Here is a 17,650-nt window from a genome sequence, read left to right as displayed (position 1 = left end):
GGACAGCCCCCTCAATCAGCGAACGGATCGGTCACGAGGATCGTGTCGTCACGTTCGGGCGAGGTGGAAAGTAGGGCCACGGGGCATTGGATCAACTCTTCGATCCGGCGCACATATTTCACCGCATTGCCCGGCAGTTGCGCCCAAGATCGCGCGCCTTCGGTCGATTCCGACCAGCCCGGCATCTCCTCATAGATCGGCGTGCAGCGGGCCTGTTGATCGGCAGCGGTCGGCAGATAGTCGAGCTGTTCGCCGTCCAATTCGTAACCCACGCAGATCTTCAACGTCTCAAACCCGTCGAGCACGTCGATCTTGGTCAGGGCTATGCCCGTGACGCCCGAGGTCACGCAGGTCTGGCGCACAAGGCAGGCGTCGAACCATCCGCACCGGCGCTTGCGGCCCGTAGTCGTGCCCCATTCATGGCCGCGCTCGCCAAGGCGCTGGCCATCGGCGTCATGCAGTTCCGCCGGGAAAGGGCCCTCGCCCACGCGGGTTGTGTAGGCCTTCACCAGACCCAGCACATAGTCGATGGCACCCGGGCCGATGCCCACACCGGTTGCCGCCTGACCGGCGATCACGTTCGAGGAGGTCACAAAAGGATAGGTGCCGAAATCGATGTCGAGAAGCGCGCCTTGAGCCCCTTCGAACAGGATGCGTTTGCCAGCGCGGCGCTTTTCGTTCAGCACCTTCCAGACGGGGGCCGCATAGCGTAGGATTTCCGGCGCAATCTCCTGCAGTTTGGCCAGCAATGCATCGCGGTCCACCGGCTCAATGCCCAGACCTTTGCGGAGCGGATCATGGTGTTGCAGAGCGCGGTCCACCCGAGCCTCAAGCGTTGCGGGGTCGGCCAGATCCGCAACGCGGACCGAACGGCGACCGACCTTGTCCTCATAGGCCGGGCCGATGCCGCGGCCGGTTGTGCCGATCTTGGTACCTTTGGAAGCCGCTTCCTCTCTGGCGCGGTCGAGCTCTCCGTGGATCGGAAGAATCAGCGGCGTGTTTTCGGCAATCATCAGAACATCGGGGCTGATATCGACACCCTGTTCCTGAATGGCGCGGATCTCCTCGACCAGATGCCAAGGGTCCAGAACGACGCCGTTGCCGATGACGGAAAGCTTTCCGCCCCGGACGACACCGGACGGCAAGGCATTCAACTTGTAGACCTTTCCATCGATCACAAGCGTGTGGCCCGCGTTGTGGCCACCTTGGAATCGCGCGATCACATCGGCGCGTTCGCTCAACCAATCAACGATCTTACCCTTGCCTTCGTCACCCCATTGGGCGCCGACAACCACGACGTTGGCCATGAAATCCTCCGGATCGTGAAAACCCCGGGGCGCTATAGCGGCACTGGCCACGCGGGGGAACCGGAAACTTGGCCATGCGTTGGTTAACCGATTGTTAGGGAATTGCGTATCGAGTGGCAGAATTGAAAATGATCGCTTCATGTGAAACGATCCTCACACACGCAGAACGGGAATCACGGACCTGATACCAGCGAGGCCCTTGCGGCCCCCTGTCGCATCTCATAAGTGAGGCGCGGATCGGAACATCGTCCGGTTGAGAGAAAGCGCGACCATGGAAAACATCATCCTCGTCATCCATTTGATCCTCGCGGTCTGCCTGATCGGGGTTGTGCTGTTGCAGCGCTCCGAAGGGGGCGGTCTCGGAATGGGCGGTGGTGGCGGCGGCGGCGTGATGACCGGGCGCCAGGCAGCAACGGCCCTTGGCAAGCTGACGTGGTTCTTTGCTGTGGCGTTCCTTGCAACCTCCATCACGTTGACGGTGATTGCCGCGCAGAATTCCTCCAACTCTTCGCTGCTGGACGAACTGGGCGGCTTGCCCCCGGCCACCGAAGGGGATGCGGGCGACAGCTCTCTGCCACCGGTCGAGACGATGTTGCCGCCCATCGACGGCGACAGCCCGGCGCTTCCGCCCGTCGAGTAAGCCCGAGAAGGCCACCCGATTTGGGGTGGCTTTTTTCATTATCTACATGATCTTGGATTTTTGGCGGCCTGCCGCCTTGTCTAACGGGTGCGAATCCGAGTATTCTCAAATCCCGTGGAAAGAGACATGGATGGGCCGCCAACCGGGCGCGTAACCATCCGCACGGGGGACTTTCGGGCATGGCGCGATTTATCTTTATTACCGGCGGCGTTGTTTCGTCGCTCGGCAAGGGTTTGGCCTCAGCCGCCCTCGGCGCACTGTTGCAGGCGCGGGGCTTTTCCGTGCGGCTGCGTAAGCTCGACCCTTATCTGAACGTTGATCCCGGCACGATGAGCCCGTTTGAGCATGGTGAGGTTTTCGTCACCGACGATGGCGCTGAAACCGACCTCGACCTTGGGCATTACGAACGTTTCACGGGTGTGCCTGCGCGCAAGACCGACTCCGTCTCGTCAGGCCGGATCTACACCAATGTGCTGGAGAAAGAGCGGCGCGGTGACTATCTGGGCAAAACGATCCAGGTGATCCCCCATGTGACCAACGAAATCAAAGACTTCATCGCAATTGGTGAGGATGAGGTCGATTTCATGCTGTGCGAAATCGGCGGCACCGTGGGCGATATTGAGGGCCTTCCGTTCTTCGAGGCGATCCGCCAATTCGGCCAGGAACGCCCGCGTGGGCAGTGCGTGTTCATGCACCTGACGCTGTTGCCCTTTATTGCCGCGTCAGGCGAATTGAAGACCAAGCCGACGCAGCACTCGGTCAAGGAACTTCGTTCGATTGGCCTCGCCCCTGATATTCTGGTGTGCCGGTCCGAGGGGCCAATCCCCGAGAAAGAGCGCGAAAAGCTCGCCTTGTTCTGCAACGTGCGCCCGGACAGCGTGATCGCGGCGCAAGACCTCAAGTCGATCTACGAGGCACCGCTGGCCTATCACCGCGAAGGGCTGGATCAGGCGGTTCTGGATGCATTCGGCATCAGCCCTGCCCCCAAACCAGACCTGCGCGTTTGGGAAGACGTGGCGGACCGGATCAACAACCCCGAGGGGGAAGTGAAGGTCGCCATCGTCGGCAAATACACGCAGCTTGAGGATGCCTATAAATCGATTGCCGAGGCGCTGACCCATGGTGGTATGGCCAACCGGGTGAAAGTGAAGGTCGAATGGGTCGATGCCGAAGTGTTCGACCGCGAAGACCCCGCCCCGCATCTGGAAGGTTTCCACGCGATCCTTGTACCCGGCGGGTTCGGAGAGCGCGGGACGGAGGGCAAGATCAAGGCGGCGGAGTTCGCACGCACGCGCGGCGTGCCCTATCTTGGCATCTGTCTGGGGATGCAGATGGCGGTGATCGAGGCCGCGCGGAACCTGGCGGATCTGGGCGATGCCGGGTCGGAGGAATTCGACCATGAGGCCGGGAAAAAGCGTTTCACCCCCGTGGTTTACCACCTAAAGGAATGGGTGCAGGGCAACCACAAGGTTGAGCGCAAAGTGACCGACGATAAGGGCGGCACGATGCGGCTTGGGGCCTATGACGCGGTGCTGGCGGACGGGTCAAAAGTGGCCGAAGCCTATGGCGGGACGTCCATCGAAGAACGCCACCGCCACCGCTATGAAGTCGACATCAAGTACCGTGAGGCGCTGGAAGAGAAGGGCCTGATCTTCTCGGGCATGTCGCCGGACGGCCGCCTTCCCGAGATTGTCGAAGTGAAGGATCACCCGTGGTTCATCGGGGTGCAATTCCACCCCGAGCTGAAGTCGAAGCCGTTTGACCCACACCCGCTTTTCCGTGATTTCGTTCGTGCGGCGAAAGATAATTCCCGCCTTGTTTAGAATTCGCAGCCGCCTGCTTCCAATTGGTCAAGCGCCGCAGAGGATCCAGTAAGCGGGATCGTATCCAGCGATCCACGACGGTACAGGCCGACGCTGAGCGTCGAGCCTGACCGCAGCTGCGCCATGAACGATTGCGCACGGGCCATCGTGTCCATGTCCAACATGCAGCGCGCACCTTGGCAGTCTGCGAAGTAAAGGTCTTCTGGGTTGCCGTCGATCTGCAGAACGAAGTCTTCCTGCGGATTCGGCCAGTTGAAGGCGGTCAGCTCAAAGGCCGGTATTCCGCCGTTTCCGCACGACACGACCATGACCGTATTCGCCCCTCCGCCAGAGGCTGCACCCGCGGGTGGCATGGACGGATCGTAGCGCCATTCGGCATGGGCAGGTTGCGTGGCGGCTACGGCGAAAAAGGCCATGAAAACAAGACGTTTCAAAACAGGTCTCCGATCAAATCAGCGTGAAGCTGCCGATACTGTCACCTAAATGGTGCAGTTTCGTCAAACTGTTGAATTCCCGCCCTTTCCCGTCCGTTTTGGAAAGGCTATGTTAACGACGTCGGGGGATGATCGTCCGACTGAGTTTCGAAGGACATGCCATGCGCCTAACCGCCTTGACCCTTGCTGCCGCTCTCGCCGCTTCCGGTGCCTCCGCACAGGATGCGAGCCAGTGGACAGGTTTTTACGCAGGTTTTGCGACGAACATCATCTCGCCTGAGTTCGACAACTCCAACATCGCAACGCCGCTGCAAGAAGGCACGGGGTTTGGTGCCTATGGTGGTTACAACTACGCAATTGGTGACAACTTCGTCGTCGGTGCAGAGGTTGGCTTTTCGGGCCCGGCCGCGTTCCAGACCACCTTGGCCGGACCGGATTTCGAATTTGATCGCATGCTGAACGCACGTGTGCGCGGTGGCTATGCCCTTGGAAATGCACTGGTTTACGGCACGCTCGGCTACCAGACGGTGGAATACGGTGCCGCAGCGGGCATTTCGACCGAGGGAACGGCAGACGGGCTGGTCTACGGTATCGGCTTGGAAATGCTGTTGGTGGACAATGTCTCTGTCCGGCTGGACTACACGTCGACCCACATGACGCCTGACGCGGGCACGCTTACCGGCGCAGTTGGCGGTGAGCAGATCGACGCTAATGCCGTCGGCCTTGGTGTTGCGCTGCACTTCTAAACGTTGCGCATCTGATTTCGTGATTGGCGGCCTCGTTGGGCCGCCTTTTTCGTTTCGGCTTGCCTATTCCGCCGCCTGAGGCAGGGCAGACATCACTTCGTCCCGGATGATCTCGGCAATCAACTTGGCATCTTCAACCGAGAAGGTCAGCGGTAGGCGCATGTCCAAAAGGCCCGCAAGAATGCGATCTGTTTTGGGCAGGCTCTGGGCGGGGGCATAACGCCAGCTGTCGTAACGAGACGTGAAGGCTACGGGCTCCGCCGCGCCAAACCATTTCAGCTCCACACCTCGCGCGCCGCAACCTGCGACAACAGCTTGGACAGCATCGGGCGATGCGTTGGGCAAAAGCACCTGGATGGAGGAACCGACGATGTCTTCAGCGTCCGGGCGCTCGATCACTTGCAGGCCGGGCGTGTTGCGTACGCCTTCCTCCACCGCACGGTAGAGCGCGTTCCACCGCGCGATCTGCGCGGGCAGGTCGGCAAGCTGCGGGCGCAGGATGGCAGCGCGCAGATTGTCCATGCGACCAGAGACATTCGGCGTGACGTACTTTACATTTTCAAACGTATCCACAGGGGGCGCAGCGCCGTTCTTGCCGAAAAGCATGTAGGAACCCGACAACATCACGGCTGTTGCCATGACCTCCTCATCGTCGGAAATCAGCAATCCACCCTCACCGGAGTTGATGTGTTTATAGGTTTGCGTGGAGTAACATCCGACCAACCCGTGCCGCCCGGATGGCACGCCGTTCCACGCCCCGCCCATCGTGTGGGCGCAATCCTCGATCACTTTTACGCCGGCCGCGTCGCAGATTTCCATGAGGCGATCCATATCGCACAGATGGCCGCGCATATGGCTGAGCAGCAAGACCGTGGAGCCGGACGATGCGATCTTGGCCGAAAGGTCATCGAGGTCGATAACAAGGCTGTCGGTCACTTCGACAAAGACCGGCTCGGCATTCACCGACGCAATCGCACCGGGAACGGGGGCCAGAGTGAAACCGTTGGTCAACACTTTGTCGCCAGGTTGAACGCCCAACGCGCGCAAGGCCGCGCCCATGGCATAGCCACCCGAGGCCACGGCGAGGCAGTATTTCGCGCCCGTGTAATCCGCGAACTCCCGCTCCAATTGAGCGGTTTCGCCAGCCTCACCGGGGGCGGTGTTGTAACGGTGCAGCCGGCCCGAGCGCATGACGTCGACGGCGGCAGCGATAGCGGCTTCGGGGATGGGTTCCTGCTGGGTAAAGTTCCCAGTGAAAATCTGTTTGCTCATGGGCCGGAAGATCATGCGCCGGGCGGCACAGGTCAACCGAGGAGTTGGTCGAGCACTGCGTCCAATTGGTCGTAATGGTCCAAAAGCGCCTCGGGCTGGAGGTCGGCCACGGCGCGGCCTGTGGGGCCGAATGTGACCAGAACGCACGGAATGCTAGCGGCGGCGGCGGTTTTGCGGTCGGTGATCGTGTCGCCGATCAGGACGGCGTTGTCGGGCGTGCCGCCAAGGCGTTTGATGGTCTCAAATAACGGGGTCGGGTCCGGCTTGCGGGTGGGCAAAGTGTCGGCCCCGATCAGAACCGGGAAACGGTCCGTCAGCTTGAGGCGGTCGATTAGAGTTACGGCCAACCCTTCGGGTTTGTTGGTGCAAATGCCCGTTGCATGGCCCGCAGCGCGCTGGCGATCGACAGCCGCGACTGTACCCGGATAGAGCGTCGTGTGAGTGTCGATGTCATTGCCATAGGCATCGAGCAGCGCCAGATAGCCCGCATCGGCCAGGCCCTCACGATCTTCGATGCCAAGACGCTCTGCCGCCAAACGCAGCATCGCGCGCCCGCCCGCAAACGCGGTCGCATCGTCCTGACCCATCACAAGTTGCGGCGGGTGACCCAGTCGGATCAGCGCGGCATTTGCGGCGGCCAGAAGATCGCCCGCCGTGTCCGCAAGCGTGCCGTCCAGATCGAAAACAATCGTGCGCATGATGCCCCTTTCGGCAAGTTTCCGCCCAACGCTGTTACAACGTGACGGCCAAATTGAACGGCTCGGGGCTTTGCCACGCCGCACCCGTTGGTTAATAGGCACAAAACGCGAAGGAAAGGCGTTACATGCAGGCGAATTCAAAACCATTGGCGTTGGTGGTGCTGGCCGCTGGCGCGGGCACGCGGATGATGTCCGATCTGCCCAAGCCGTTGCACCCTTTAGGCTGCGCGCCATTGCTGGCCCATGCGCTGGCCTCTGCCGCTCCTTTGGAGCCTTCCCGGATCATCGTGGTGACAGGACACGGCGCGGATCAGGTCGAAGCCGCGCTGGAGGATATCGTGCCGGAGGCCGTGGCCGTGCGGCAGGCGGAACAGCTTGGGACGGGCCACGCGGTTTTGCAGGCAGCGGATGCGTTGGAGGGGTTCGAGGGCGACGCGGTGGTGCTTTACGCCGACACGCCGTTCATCCGGCCCGAGACGCTCGACTCGATGCGCGCGGCGCGGGCGAGCCATGACATTGTGATGCTGGGGTTCGAGGCGGCTGACCCGACCGGCTACGGGCGCTTGGTGATGGACGGCGACCGGCTGATGCGGATCGTGGAGCATAAGGATGCCTCCGACGATATTCGCAAGATAAGCCTTTGTAATTCCGGGCTTCTGTGCGCCGATGCGGGCGTGCTGATGGACACGCTGCGCAAGGTCGGGAACGACAATGCAAATGGGGAATACTACCTGACGGATGTGCCGGAGATTGCTTCGGCCGATGGTAAATCCGCGACTGTGGTTGTCTGTGACGAGATGGAAACGCTCGGCATCAACTCCCGCACGGAACTGGCGCAGGCGGAGGCGAATTTTCAGGCGCTGCGCCGGGCGGAGATGCTGGAAAACGGCGTCACAATGCAGGCCCCTGATACCGTCTTTTTCGCGCTTGATACCTATGTGGGCCGCGATGCGGATATTGAGCCGAATGTCTATTTCGGCGCGGATGTGACCGTGGAATCCGGTGCGCGCATCCGGGCGTTCAGCCATCTGGAGGGCTGTCACGTGAGCGCGGGCGCGATTGTCGGACCCTACGCCCGGTTACGGCCCGGGACCGAGGTCGGGAATAACGCCAAGATCGGGAACTTCGTTGAAGTGAAAACGGCTGAGATCGGCGAAGGCGCGATGGTGAACCACCTGTCTTATGTGGGCGATGCCAGCGTCGGCGCGCGGGCAAATATCGGTGCGGGAACAGTCACTTGCAACTATGACGGCGTGATGAAGCACCGGACGGAGATTGGCGAAGACGCCTTCATCGGCTCGGATTCGATGCTGGTCGCGCCCGTGAAAATCGGCGCGAAGGCGATGACGGCCAGTGGCTCGGTCGTGACCGAGGATGTGCCGGACGGCGCGCTGGCGCTGGGGCGGGCGAAACAGGTGAACAAGCCGGGGCTTGCCGTGAAACTGATGGATCGCCTGCGCGCGATCAAGGCCAAGAGGGGCTAGAGTATGTGTGGGATCGTAGGTGTTCTGGGCAACCATGAGGTTGCGCCCATCCTCGTTGAAGCCCTGAAACGGCTGGAATATCGCGGCTATGACAGTGCGGGGATTGCGACGGTGCAGAATGGCGTGCTGGATCGCCGCCGCGCCGTGGGCAAGTTGGTGAACCTGTCGGACGCTTTGGTCCATGATCCCCTGCCCGGCAAATCCGGCATCGGCCATACACGTTGGGCGACGCACGGTGCCCCATCAGTAACGAACGCGCATCCGCATAAGGCGGGGCGCGTGGCGGTGGTGCACAACGGGATCATCGAAAACTACCGCGAATTGCGCGACCGGCTGAGCCACCGCGAATTCGTCACCCAGACCGATACCGAAACCGTCGCGCAACTTTGCGAGGATTTCATGGATCAGGGCATGAGCCCACGCGATGCGGCGGCAGAGACGTTGAAGCATCTTGAGGGCGCCTATGCGTTGGCGTTTCTGTTCCATGGCGAGGAAGACCTGATCGTCGCGGCGCGCAAAGGATCGCCCTTGGCCATCGGCCACGGGGATGGTGAGATGTTCGTGGGCTCCGACGCGATCGCGCTTGGACCAATGACGGACCAGATCACCTATCTTGGAGAGGGCGATTATGCCTTCGTGACCCGCGCGGGTGTCGAAATCCGCGATGCCGAAGGCCGACTCGCTAATCGCGAGATGCGCACGATCCCGATGCAGGCGGCGTCGCTGGACAAGGGCGGGCATAAACACTTCATGGCGAAGGAGATTTTCGAACAGCCCGTGGTGCTGTCCGATTGCCTCAGCCAATATTCCGATGATGGTCAGGTGACGCTGCCTGAGGGCCTAGATTTCACGGAAACCGACCGCGTGACGATGGTGGCCTGCGGCACGGCGCATTACGCCTGCGCAGTGGCGAAGTACTGGTTCGAGCAGATCGGGGGCCTGCCCTGCGATGTCGATATCGCCTCCGAATACCGTTACCGCGAAGGGCCGGTTTCGCCCGCCTCGACCGCGATCTTCGTCAGCCAGTCCGGCGAGACCGCCGATACCTTGGCGGCCCTTCGTTACGTGCAGGAGAAGGCCGCAAAAGTCGTGGCCGTGGTGAACGTGCCGGAAAGCTCCATCGCGCGGGAATCGGACGTAATCGTGCCGATCCTTGCGGGGGTTGAGGTCGGCGTGGCCTCTACCAAGGCGTTTATGAACCAGTTGGGTGTGTTGGCGCATCTGGCGATCATGGCGGCGCGACAGAGGCGCCGGATCGATGCGGAGCGGGAGCGTGAATTGCTCACCACGCTGCGCGGGATGCCGGGCCTGATCAATCAGGCGCTGGCGCTGGAAGAGAAGATCGTGAAGCGCACTGCCAAGCTGGCCGAGGCGCGATCTGTCCTGTTCCTCGGGCGGGGTCCGATGTTCCCGCTGGCTATGGAAGGGGCGCTGAAACTCAAGGAAATAAGCTACATCCATGCTGAAGGGTATGCCAGTGGGGAGCTGAAGCACGGGCCGATTGCCCTGATCGACAAGACCGTTCCGGTGATCGTGTTGGCCCCGACCGATCCGCTCTTCGACAAGACCGTGTCGAACATGCAGGAGGTCATGGCGCGCGATGGGCGGGTCTGGTTGATAACCGATGCCGAAGGCGCGGCGGAAGCAGGCGACGGCACATGGGCCACTCTTGTCATGCCGCGTGTCGATCCGGTTCTGGCTCCGATGCTCTACGCCATTCCGGCGCAGCTGATCGCCTACCATACGGCGCTGCACAAGGGCACGGATGTGGACCAGCCGCGCAATCTGGCGAAGTCGGTGACTGTGGAGTAGCGTGCCGAAAAACGGAGGCTTCCATGGCCAAGCAATTCCCGGAACTGACGGACGACCACGTCAAATTCATTGAAGACCAGCATATGTTCTTCGTGGGCACGGCCGCCGATGAGGGCCGCGTGAATGTCTCGCCAAAGGGGATGGATAGCCTGCGTGTAATGGGGCCAAACCGCATTTTGTGGGTGAACCTCAGCGGGTCGGGCAACGAGACTGCGGGGCATTTGCAGCGGATCAACCGGATGACGCTGATGTGGTGTTCCTTCACGAAACGCCCGCTCATCATGCGCTGTTATGGAAGCGCGCGGACGGTGCACCGCGATGACGCGGATTGGGATGCGTTGGCCGAGGGTTTCCCTGCACACCGCTCTGCCCGACAGATTTTCGATGTGACGCTTGATCTGGTGCAGACTTCTTGCGGCTATGCCGTGCCGTTCATGGACTATGCAGGCGAGCGGCCGACGATGCAGCAATGGGCCGACGCCAAAAGCGATGATGAGATTCGCGCAACCTGGGCGCGCGACAATGTCGAAACCATCGACGGGCTGCCGACGGGTATCCCGGTATGAGCGTAATTGGACCCGTCGATCTGGAACTGCGCGGGCAGCATGTCTCGCTTGTGCCACTCAGTCAGGATCATTGTGAAGCGTTGGCGACCGCGTCCGAGGCCGGGCAATTGCACCGGCTTTGGTACACGACTGTCCCCGATGCCGCGGGCATGGCGGCGGAGATCGACCGCCGGATTGCCCTGCGTGAAGCAGGCGAGATGATCCCGTTCACGCAGGTCGATGCGACGGGCACGCCGGTGGGCATGACGACCTATATGCACATCGACCACTCCCTGCCCCGGGTTGAGATCGGCTCAACATGGATCGGGCCAACTGCGCAGCGCGGGCCACTGAATACGGAGGCCAAGCGGTTGCTTCTCGGCCATGCGTTTGAGGTCTGGGGGTGTGAGGCGGTCGAATTCCGCACCCACCGCCTGAACCTGCAATCGCGCCGCGCGATCGAACGGCTCGGGGCGCAGTTCGACGGTATCCTGCGCGCTCATATGCGGATGGCAGATGGGACCATGCGCGACACGGCCTGTTATTCGATCATCAAGGACGAATGGCCGACGGTGCGGGTGCATCTGGATTGGCAGATCGAGAAGCCACGATGAGGGCTGAGGATGCTCTGGCCGCTTTGCGTGCGCAGGGAGATCCGGCCCGGGCGGCGGAGATGGCGGCCTATCACAAGGCGGATCGCGAATATCTGGGCCTGTCGAATGCGGTGACGGGGGCCTTGGCGACTGAGTGGCGCAAGGCGGCGGCGGATCAGGCGGCGCTGGTGGAATTGGCGCGGGGTCTTTGGGACAGCGATGTTTTCGAGGCGCGCGTGGCGGCCGGCAAGCTGTTCGTGCAGGCGCGGATGCGGCCCGATGATGCACTCGCGTGGGGCTGGATCGAAAGCGTCGTGCCAGCGTTCGATTCCTGGGCGATTGCAGACGCCGTGGCCCAAGGTGGGCAGAAACGCGTCGCGCAAGTGCCGGAGCGGATGGACGTGCTGGTGGAGTGGACGCGGTCCGAGCATCTTTGGACCCGCCGCGCGGCGTTTGTGTTCGCCCTCCCCTTCTGCAAAGCGCGGCACCCGTCGGCGGTGGAACGGGCGGCGAGGGCGCGGGTCTTTGAGTGGGCAGAGCGGCTGGCCGACGACCATGAATGGTTCATCCAGAAGGCCATTGGCTGGTGGCTGCGCGATCTGTCCAAGCGGGATGCGGAGGCGGTGCGCGGGTGGCTGGACGCCCATGGCGAACGGTTGAAGCCCTTCGCACGGAAAGAGGCGTCGCGCTATCTGCGCTAAGCCTGCGGTACGCCGCCGGACATTACCGTCAGGAACCAATCGGTGTCGATATTGCCGCCACACAGGATCACGCCGACCTTCTTGCCACGCATCTGCGCCCTCTCTTGCATCAGGCCCGCAAGCGGTGCGGCCCCTGCCCCTTCTGCCAGATTGTGGATGTCGCGGTAGTAGATGCGGATGGCCTCGGCTACTTCGTCGTCGGAGACGGTGATGATCCGCTCCGCGCCCGGGCCGTAGATGTCGAGAGCGTCCTGCACCGGCATGCGCACGGCCATGCCGTCGGCGAAGGTTTTGGCGCTGTCCGTTTCGATTTGCTCACCAGCCTCCACAGACAGCTTGGCGGTCTGGGCGTTTTCGCTGACGACTCCGACCACCTTCGTTGACAGCCCCAGCGCGTCGCGGGCGAGGATCGTGCCGCAGATGCCGGAGCCGCAGCCGATGGGGACGTAGATCGCATCGAGGTCGGGGACGGCTGTCAGCAGCTCAAACGCGTAGGTGGCGACGCCACGGACGAGCTCTTCGTGAAAGGGTGGGACCAGAAACAGGCCCTCGGCCTCGGCCACGCGGATCGCCTCGGCGCGCGACTCGTCGAAGTCATCGCCGAACTCGATCAGCTCTGCCCCGAAGGCGCGCATGGCCTCGTTCTTCTCAATGGAATTGCCACGCGGGACGTAAACCTTGGCGGTGAGGCCCGCGGCAACAGCGGCGCGGGCCTGTCCCTGCCCGTGGTTGCCGCGGGTGGCGGTGCAGATGCCGGGGCAATCGGGGTGGGTGCGGGTCAGCCAATCCATGAAGGTGATCGCCCCGCGTAGCTTGAAGGCGCCGGTGGCGGTGTGGTTCTCGTGCTTGACCCAGACCTCGCAACCCGTCCGCTCGGCCAGTTGCGGCCAGGCATATTGGGGGGTGGGGGCCATCTGGGTGTAGACCAGTTGGGCGGCTTGGCGGAGGTCTTCGGCGGTGAAGTGCATGGGGGAAAGCTACGGGGAGCATGCAGGGCGCGCAAGGTAGAGGTTGCAAGGTTGCAACCACGGGTTAAGCCTCTGAAATTATATTGCTTTCCAGTTTTCGTTAAGGATTTCAAAGGTTCAATTGTAGCGCTCGATGGCGCAGTTGCGGCGAATGGCTTCTTGGAGCGCCTAGTAGGCTGCGGCAATATTGCTAATTTGGGAGGCCCTTGCCCGGACAACACGAATGAGCATCGACTTATACTACTTGGAAGACTGCAATCGTGTGCGTCCGAATTGGATGCCAGAAGACGGAGTGGCATCTTCGTTTCTCGAGTTTCTCATTCTGCTGAACACGCCGCTAGGCTACGTCTGGATAGCAGTATGTGCTTTATTTTTGTGGAAAAGAAATGCCTTCGCCGGGGCCATCATGACATTGTGCTCCCTTGCTCTGCTCGCAAACTGGGTAGCGATGTACGAACTAGATGATGACCTTTACCTCGGTGTCTTAGGTGGTTGTGTGGGGTCGCTTTCGGTAACCATTTCTGCCCTAATCGCCGGGAGTTTGCTGGGAATGGCTGTGGTAGCCGCACGACTGTTTCAACGGTAACTTCGTCCTGCCTTACAGAGCGCTTGTAGGACCGAGAAGGACGGGAGCACCTTCCTTGCTGTGCGTCTTCTACCGCGCCGCCATCCACTCCGCGAAGACCGACAGTGCCGGTTTCGGCTGGCCCTCCACATCGTAAAGGCCCGAGAGCGCGTGGTAGCTGCCGGGGTCGTCGTTCAGCTTGAAGTAATAGGCGCGGTCGATGGGCAGTGCGGCGATTGTGTCGAGATACACAGCAAGGCGTTCGGCCTGATAGGCGGGGTCTGAGGGTTCATTCCACGGCCAAGGCCCACCGAATTCGGTGACCCAGACGGGGCGGTTGGTGTGGGCCTGCATCCACGCCACGGCACCGGCCCAGAGGCCGGGCGCGTCGTAGAGGTGGATGTCGACGACATCGTAATCGGCAATGGCCAACGCGGCGGAAACGGCGGCTTGGGCGGCCTCATTGAAGGCCATGCCGCGGTTGCAGAAATACTGGCGGGCTTCCTCGTCACGCAGGCCGGGGACGCCGTGGGGGTCGCCCTCGAAGCACAGCGCGTGGGAGAGGCCCGCGCGGCCTGTGACACCGCCCAAGACGAGAGTGAGGTCGGGGCGCTCGGCGCGGATAACGGCGGCGGCGCGGGCGTGCAGGGCAAGGAACTCGCGGGTAGAGCCGGGGAAGCGAAAATCCCATTCATTGCCGATCTGAATGGCGTCGAGATCATCGCCCACGGTTTGCAGGAGCGTGCTCACGTAGGCCTCGAACGGAGCATCGTCTCGGATGACGCAGGCATGTTCGTTTGTTTCGCCGCAGGCGGCAGCGGGGGCGGAGAGTTCGACCGTGAGTAGGACGGAAAGCCCGGCAGCGCGAAGATCGGCGATGCGGCGCGCGAGGGGGGCAAAATCCTCCGGCGTTGGATTGAGAGGGCGGCGCGACCAGGCCTCGGCAATGCGGATGTGTTGGACATTCAGGTCGGCGAGCGCGGCGGTTGTGAAGGCGCGGTGTTCTGGCGTGGAGACGGGCGGGAAAGCAATTCCGATGATAGGATCGGCGCGTAGCGGAGTGGCGAGCAGGAGGAGAAGGGCGAGGAGACAGCGCATTGCGCGACGTTGTCGGATGGTAAGGCCGGGGGCAAGGCTTGCCGGGTGCGCCGCACAAGGCTACCTCCGATGCGCACCAATAAAGGATCGTTCTCCATGCATATCCTCATCACCGGCGGCAATCGTGGCATTGGGCTGGGGCTGGCCGAGCAGTATCGCGCGGCAGGACATACGGTGACGGCGACGTCGCGGGATGGGTCGACTGGGGTGGCGCTGGATGTGACGGATGCGGAGTCCGTTCGGGCGCTTGCTGGGGCGGTGAGCGAGCCGGTCGATCTGCTGGTGTGCAATGCGGGCGTGTATCTGGACAAGTGCGAGGATCTGGAGGGCGGTTACGCGCCGGAGCTGTGGGCCAAGACCTTCGCGGCGAACGTGACCGGTGTGTTCCTGACGGTGCAGGTGATGCTGCCGCATTTGCGGGCAGCGGAGGGGGCGAAGATCGCCATCATCTCCAGCCAGATGGGGTCAAGCACCAAGGCACCGGGCAATTCGCTGATCTACCGCACGTCGAAGGCCGCGGCGTTGAATCTGGGGATCAACCTGTCGAATGCGCTGAAGCCCGAGGGGATCGCTGTGGGCATCTATCACCCGGGTTGGGTTCAGACGGATATGGGCGGCGCGGAGGCCGGGATTACGGTGGACGAGAGCGTTGCAGGCCTGAGCGCGCGGTTTGCAGCGCTGGGGCTGGAGAACACCGGCTGCTTCGAGAATTGGGACGGGCGGCCGCACGCCATCTAGGGCGGGGCCTTGCCTCCCCCTGCCCTGCTGCGTAAGACGCGGCCCAACGCTTAACGGGACCCGAGATATGCCCACGCTTGTGATGAAATTCGGCGGCACTTCTGTCGCCACGCTGGACCGCATTCGCCGCGCCGCCAAGCGCGTGGGGCGCGAAGTGGCCAATGGCTATGACGTGATCGTCATTGTCTCTGCCATGAGCGGGGAGACCAACAAGCTGGTGGGCTTCGTCGAAGAGACGGGGTCTTTCTACGATGCGCGCGAATATGACGCCGTGGTATCGAGCGGAGAAAACGTGACGGCGGGCCTGATGGCGCTGACCTTGCAGGAGATGGACGTGCCCGCGCGGTCCTGGCAGGGCTGGCAAGTGCCGCTTCTGACGACCTCGGCCCACGCCAGCGCGCGGATCGAGGAGATCCCGACCGAGAATATCAACGGGAAGTTCGAAGAAGGCATGCGGGTCGCGGTCGTCGCCGGTTTCCAGGGGATTTCGCCCGAGGGGCGGATCACCACACTGGGGCGCGGCGGGTCGGACACCACAGCAGTGGCATTCGCGGCAGCGTTCGGAGCGGAGCGGTGTGACATCTATACGGACGTCGATGGCGTCTACACGACCGACCCGCGGATCACGTCGAAGGCGCGGAAGCTGGAGAAAATCTCGTTCGAGGAGATGCTGGAGCTGGCCTCGCTCGGGGCGAAGGTCCTTCAGACGCGATCCGTCGAATTGGCGATGCGATATAATGTGCGCCTGCGGGTGCTGTCCTCGTTCGAGGAAATGAGTGACAATGCGGGCACGCTCGTGTGCGCGGAGGAGGATATCATGGAATCCAATGTCGTGGCCGGTGTGGCCTATTCCCGCGAAGAGGCGAAGATGACGTTGCAGTCGGTCGAAGACCGGCCGGGCATCGCCGCTGCGATCTTCGGGCCTTTGGCCGAGGCAGGCGTGAACGTGGACATGATCGTTCAGAACATCTCGGACGGGGGGATGACGGATATGACGTTCTCCTGCCCCGTAGGCGAAGTGGCGCGCGCCGAGAAGGCGATGGCGGATGCAAAGGCGGCGGGTGACATCGGGTTTGCCGGGCTGGTGGCTGACACAGACGTGGCGAAGGTGTCGATCGTGGGCATCGGGATGCGGTCGCATGCTGGTGTGGCGGCGAAGATGTTCCAGACGCTGCGGGACGAGGGTGTGAACATCAAGGTGATCACGACGTCCGAGATCAAGGTCTCCGTCCTGATCGACCGCAAATACATGGAGCTGGCGGTGCAGGCGCTCCATGATGCATTTGGGTTGGAGAAAGCGGCCTAATCGGCGGTTTGCGGTCGGATAATCGTGTCGCTTGAGCTCGTACGCCAATGGCTCTGAAACGCCGGTCCCACAGTGCATTTAGTGGCTAGGTATTCCTTTACGGACGCGATAGGATTTTCCTAACACGCCGGAAGACCTTTGCCATGAAGCACACGATTATCCGAAAACGGGATCCCAACCAGATGCTGCAAGAGGCCCTTGAGGATGGTTGGGAAACCATCGACACGATGCCGTTGCGCGGGGAAGGCGTTTTTCTTGTGCTAACCGTTTCGGGATTGGTCCGGCTTGCACATAATCGAAATTCGGTCAGGCGGGCCCGCCGCGCGGATGCTTACGGACCGAAACGATCGTCCGTGATTGCAGAGGAAAGCGGGAATTATCTGGCGGCCATCGCATGGAAATGGCCAGACAAGTAGGCCCGCGCCTGCCGATGGAGCGGGAAGGCACCCGCTCCCCCATCAGACCAATCAGACACTCACGCAGCCAGCGGCGCGGCAACGGGTTCGTTTTGTGCCGGAACATTGGCGGTGGTGACGGCTGTTAGCAACGCAGCGGCGCGGATAAGGCGTGCGCGCGTGCCGCCGACCCGGGTTATGGGGGCGTTCACCAACGCCTCGCGCCGCGCGATGACGTAGCCTTGGTCGGTTTTGTAGGCGATCTCAACATCGATCAAAGCCTCAATCACGTAGTCGTATCGGTTGCGCTTTGCCCAGATGACATTGGCCTCAAGAACCATGATGCCGCCGGTGGACAGCCCTATTGTGGTGGCAACGGCCTTTGGGGGAAGGATGGTCATGGCGTGCTCCTGCATATGTGACGCGCTCAATGTGTTTTCGTAGTTATCCACAGACAGATTTGTTGCTGTGGATAACTCTTCAACACCCGGCGGCGGGGAAAAGTTCCATGCTGTCGTCACTTTA

At 61.9% G+C, this 17,650-nt stretch carries 19 protein-coding genes; 12 read left to right on the top strand and 7 right to left on the bottom strand.

The genetic code is table 11. From position 1 onward, the window contains the following. Positions 1 to 11 precede the first annotated feature (11 nt). Complete coding sequence (locus V8J81_RS03265) at positions 12 to 1,307, bottom strand: adenylosuccinate synthase (protein ID WP_368474318.1); 1,296 nt, start codon at positions 1,305 to 1,307, stop codon at positions 12 to 14. A 271-nt stretch (positions 1,308 to 1,578) separates the two neighbouring features. Between V8J81_RS03265 and secG the strand changes: the two genes are divergently transcribed. Then, a complete protein-coding gene (secG, locus tag V8J81_RS03260; protein ID WP_368474317.1) occupies positions 1,579 to 1,947 on the top strand; it encodes a preprotein translocase subunit SecG in 369 nt (122 codons plus the stop codon). Between the two features lie 179 nt (positions 1,948 to 2,126). After that, positions 2,127 to 3,770, top strand: coding sequence for a CTP synthase (pyrG, locus tag V8J81_RS03255; RefSeq protein WP_368474316.1), 1,644 nt, complete (start codon positions 2,127 to 2,129; stop codon positions 3,768 to 3,770). Here pyrG and V8J81_RS03250 read toward each other — a convergent pair. Then, entirely contained in the window at positions 3,767 to 4,186 is a 420-nt protein-coding gene (locus V8J81_RS03250) for an invasion associated locus B family protein (protein WP_368474315.1), read from the bottom strand. The genes pyrG and V8J81_RS03250 overlap by 4 nt on opposite strands. A 179-nt stretch (positions 4,187 to 4,365) precedes the next feature. Between V8J81_RS03250 and V8J81_RS03245 the strand changes: the two genes are divergently transcribed. Then, on the top strand, positions 4,366 to 4,950 hold the full coding sequence (locus V8J81_RS03245; RefSeq protein ID WP_368474314.1) for an outer membrane protein: 585 nt from the start codon (positions 4,366 to 4,368) through the stop codon (positions 4,948 to 4,950). A 63-nt stretch (positions 4,951 to 5,013) separates the two neighbouring features. On the opposite strand, the gene V8J81_RS03240 is transcribed toward V8J81_RS03245, so the two are convergent. Beyond that, complete coding sequence (locus V8J81_RS03240) at positions 5,014 to 6,222, bottom strand: DegT/DnrJ/EryC1/StrS family aminotransferase (RefSeq protein ID WP_368474313.1); 1,209 nt, start codon at positions 6,220 to 6,222, stop codon at positions 5,014 to 5,016. A gap of 32 nt (positions 6,223 to 6,254) precedes the next feature. Next, on the bottom strand, positions 6,255 to 6,920 hold the full coding sequence (locus V8J81_RS03235; RefSeq protein ID WP_368474312.1) for an HAD-IA family hydrolase: 666 nt from the start codon (positions 6,918 to 6,920) through the stop codon (positions 6,255 to 6,257). 125 nt (positions 6,921 to 7,045) lie between these two features. On the opposite strand from V8J81_RS03235, the gene glmU reads away from it, so the two are divergent. From glmU to V8J81_RS03210, 5 genes are read left to right on the top strand one after another with little or no spacing between them, the layout of a single operon-like run. Next, positions 7,046 to 8,404 carry a bifunctional UDP-N-acetylglucosamine diphosphorylase/glucosamine-1-phosphate N-acetyltransferase GlmU gene (glmU, locus tag V8J81_RS03230; RefSeq protein ID WP_368474311.1) on the top strand — a complete coding sequence of 453 codons (1,359 nt, stop codon included), beginning with the start codon at positions 7,046 to 7,048 and terminating at the stop codon, positions 8,402 to 8,404. A 3-nt stretch (positions 8,405 to 8,407) separates the two neighbouring features. Further along, complete coding sequence (glmS, locus tag V8J81_RS03225) at positions 8,408 to 10,216, top strand: glutamine--fructose-6-phosphate transaminase (isomerizing) (RefSeq protein ID WP_368474310.1); 1,809 nt, start codon at positions 8,408 to 8,410, stop codon at positions 10,214 to 10,216. 23 nt (positions 10,217 to 10,239) lie between these two features. Further along, entirely contained in the window at positions 10,240 to 10,782 is a 543-nt protein-coding gene (locus V8J81_RS03220; protein ID WP_368474309.1) for a pyridoxamine 5'-phosphate oxidase family protein, read from the top strand. Further along, positions 10,779 to 11,375: a GNAT family N-acetyltransferase gene (locus V8J81_RS03215; RefSeq protein WP_368474308.1), complete on the top strand. Its 597-nt coding sequence runs from the start codon at positions 10,779 to 10,781 to the stop codon at positions 11,373 to 11,375. Before V8J81_RS03220 ends, V8J81_RS03215 begins: the two co-directional genes overlap by 4 nt. Further along, the gene (locus tag V8J81_RS03210; protein WP_368474307.1) at positions 11,324 to 12,055 is read left to right on the top strand and encodes a DNA alkylation repair protein; all 732 of its coding nucleotides are present in this window, start codon (positions 11,324 to 11,326) and stop codon (positions 12,053 to 12,055) included. The genes V8J81_RS03215 and V8J81_RS03210 overlap by 52 nt, the downstream gene beginning before the upstream one ends. Here V8J81_RS03210 and V8J81_RS03205 read toward each other — a convergent pair. Beyond that, entirely contained in the window at positions 12,052 to 13,023 is a 972-nt protein-coding gene (locus V8J81_RS03205) for a threonine dehydratase (RefSeq protein WP_368474306.1), read from the bottom strand. The genes V8J81_RS03210 and V8J81_RS03205 overlap by 4 nt on opposite strands. Before the next feature lie 223 nt (positions 13,024 to 13,246). Between V8J81_RS03205 and V8J81_RS03200 the strand changes: the two genes are divergently transcribed. Next, positions 13,247 to 13,609 carry a hypothetical protein gene (locus V8J81_RS03200; protein WP_368474305.1) on the top strand — a complete coding sequence of 121 codons (363 nt, stop codon included), beginning with the start codon at positions 13,247 to 13,249 and terminating at the stop codon, positions 13,607 to 13,609. 69 nt (positions 13,610 to 13,678) lie between these two features. Here the strand turns inward: V8J81_RS03200 and V8J81_RS03195 are convergent, their stop codons facing one another. Next, positions 13,679 to 14,686 carry a glycoside hydrolase 5 family protein gene (locus V8J81_RS03195; protein ID WP_368474304.1) on the bottom strand — a complete coding sequence of 336 codons (1,008 nt, stop codon included), beginning with the start codon at positions 14,684 to 14,686 and terminating at the stop codon, positions 13,679 to 13,681. Between the two features lie 96 nt (positions 14,687 to 14,782). Between V8J81_RS03195 and V8J81_RS03190 the strand changes: the two genes are divergently transcribed. The 3 genes from V8J81_RS03190 to V8J81_RS03180 all read left to right on the top strand — a co-directional run bounded on the left by V8J81_RS03190 (position 14,783) and on the right by V8J81_RS03180 (position 17,146). Then, complete coding sequence (locus V8J81_RS03190; protein ID WP_368474303.1) at positions 14,783 to 15,424, top strand: SDR family NAD(P)-dependent oxidoreductase; 642 nt, start codon at positions 14,783 to 14,785, stop codon at positions 15,422 to 15,424. Between the two features lie 67 nt (positions 15,425 to 15,491). After that, positions 15,492 to 16,730: an aspartate kinase gene (locus V8J81_RS03185; protein ID WP_368474302.1), complete on the top strand. Its 1,239-nt coding sequence runs from the start codon at positions 15,492 to 15,494 to the stop codon at positions 16,728 to 16,730. A 143-nt stretch (positions 16,731 to 16,873) separates the two neighbouring features. Then, entirely contained in the window at positions 16,874 to 17,146 is a 273-nt protein-coding gene (locus tag V8J81_RS03180) for a hypothetical protein (protein ID WP_368474301.1), read from the top strand. Between the two features lie 59 nt (positions 17,147 to 17,205). Here the strand turns inward: V8J81_RS03180 and V8J81_RS03175 are convergent, their stop codons facing one another. Further along, on the bottom strand, positions 17,206 to 17,526 hold the full coding sequence (locus V8J81_RS03175) for a hypothetical protein (protein ID WP_368474300.1): 321 nt from the start codon (positions 17,524 to 17,526) through the stop codon (positions 17,206 to 17,208). Positions 17,527 to 17,650: the final 124 nt, after the last annotated feature.

The sequence above is a fragment of the Gymnodinialimonas sp. 202GB13-11 genome, assembly GCF_040932485.1.
Taxonomy (GTDB): domain Bacteria; phylum Pseudomonadota; class Alphaproteobacteria; order Rhodobacterales; family Rhodobacteraceae; genus Gymnodinialimonas; species Gymnodinialimonas hymeniacidonis.
The sequence above is the reverse complement of the archived record's forward strand: the minus strand, read 5'-3'. Positions and strand labels throughout refer to the sequence as shown.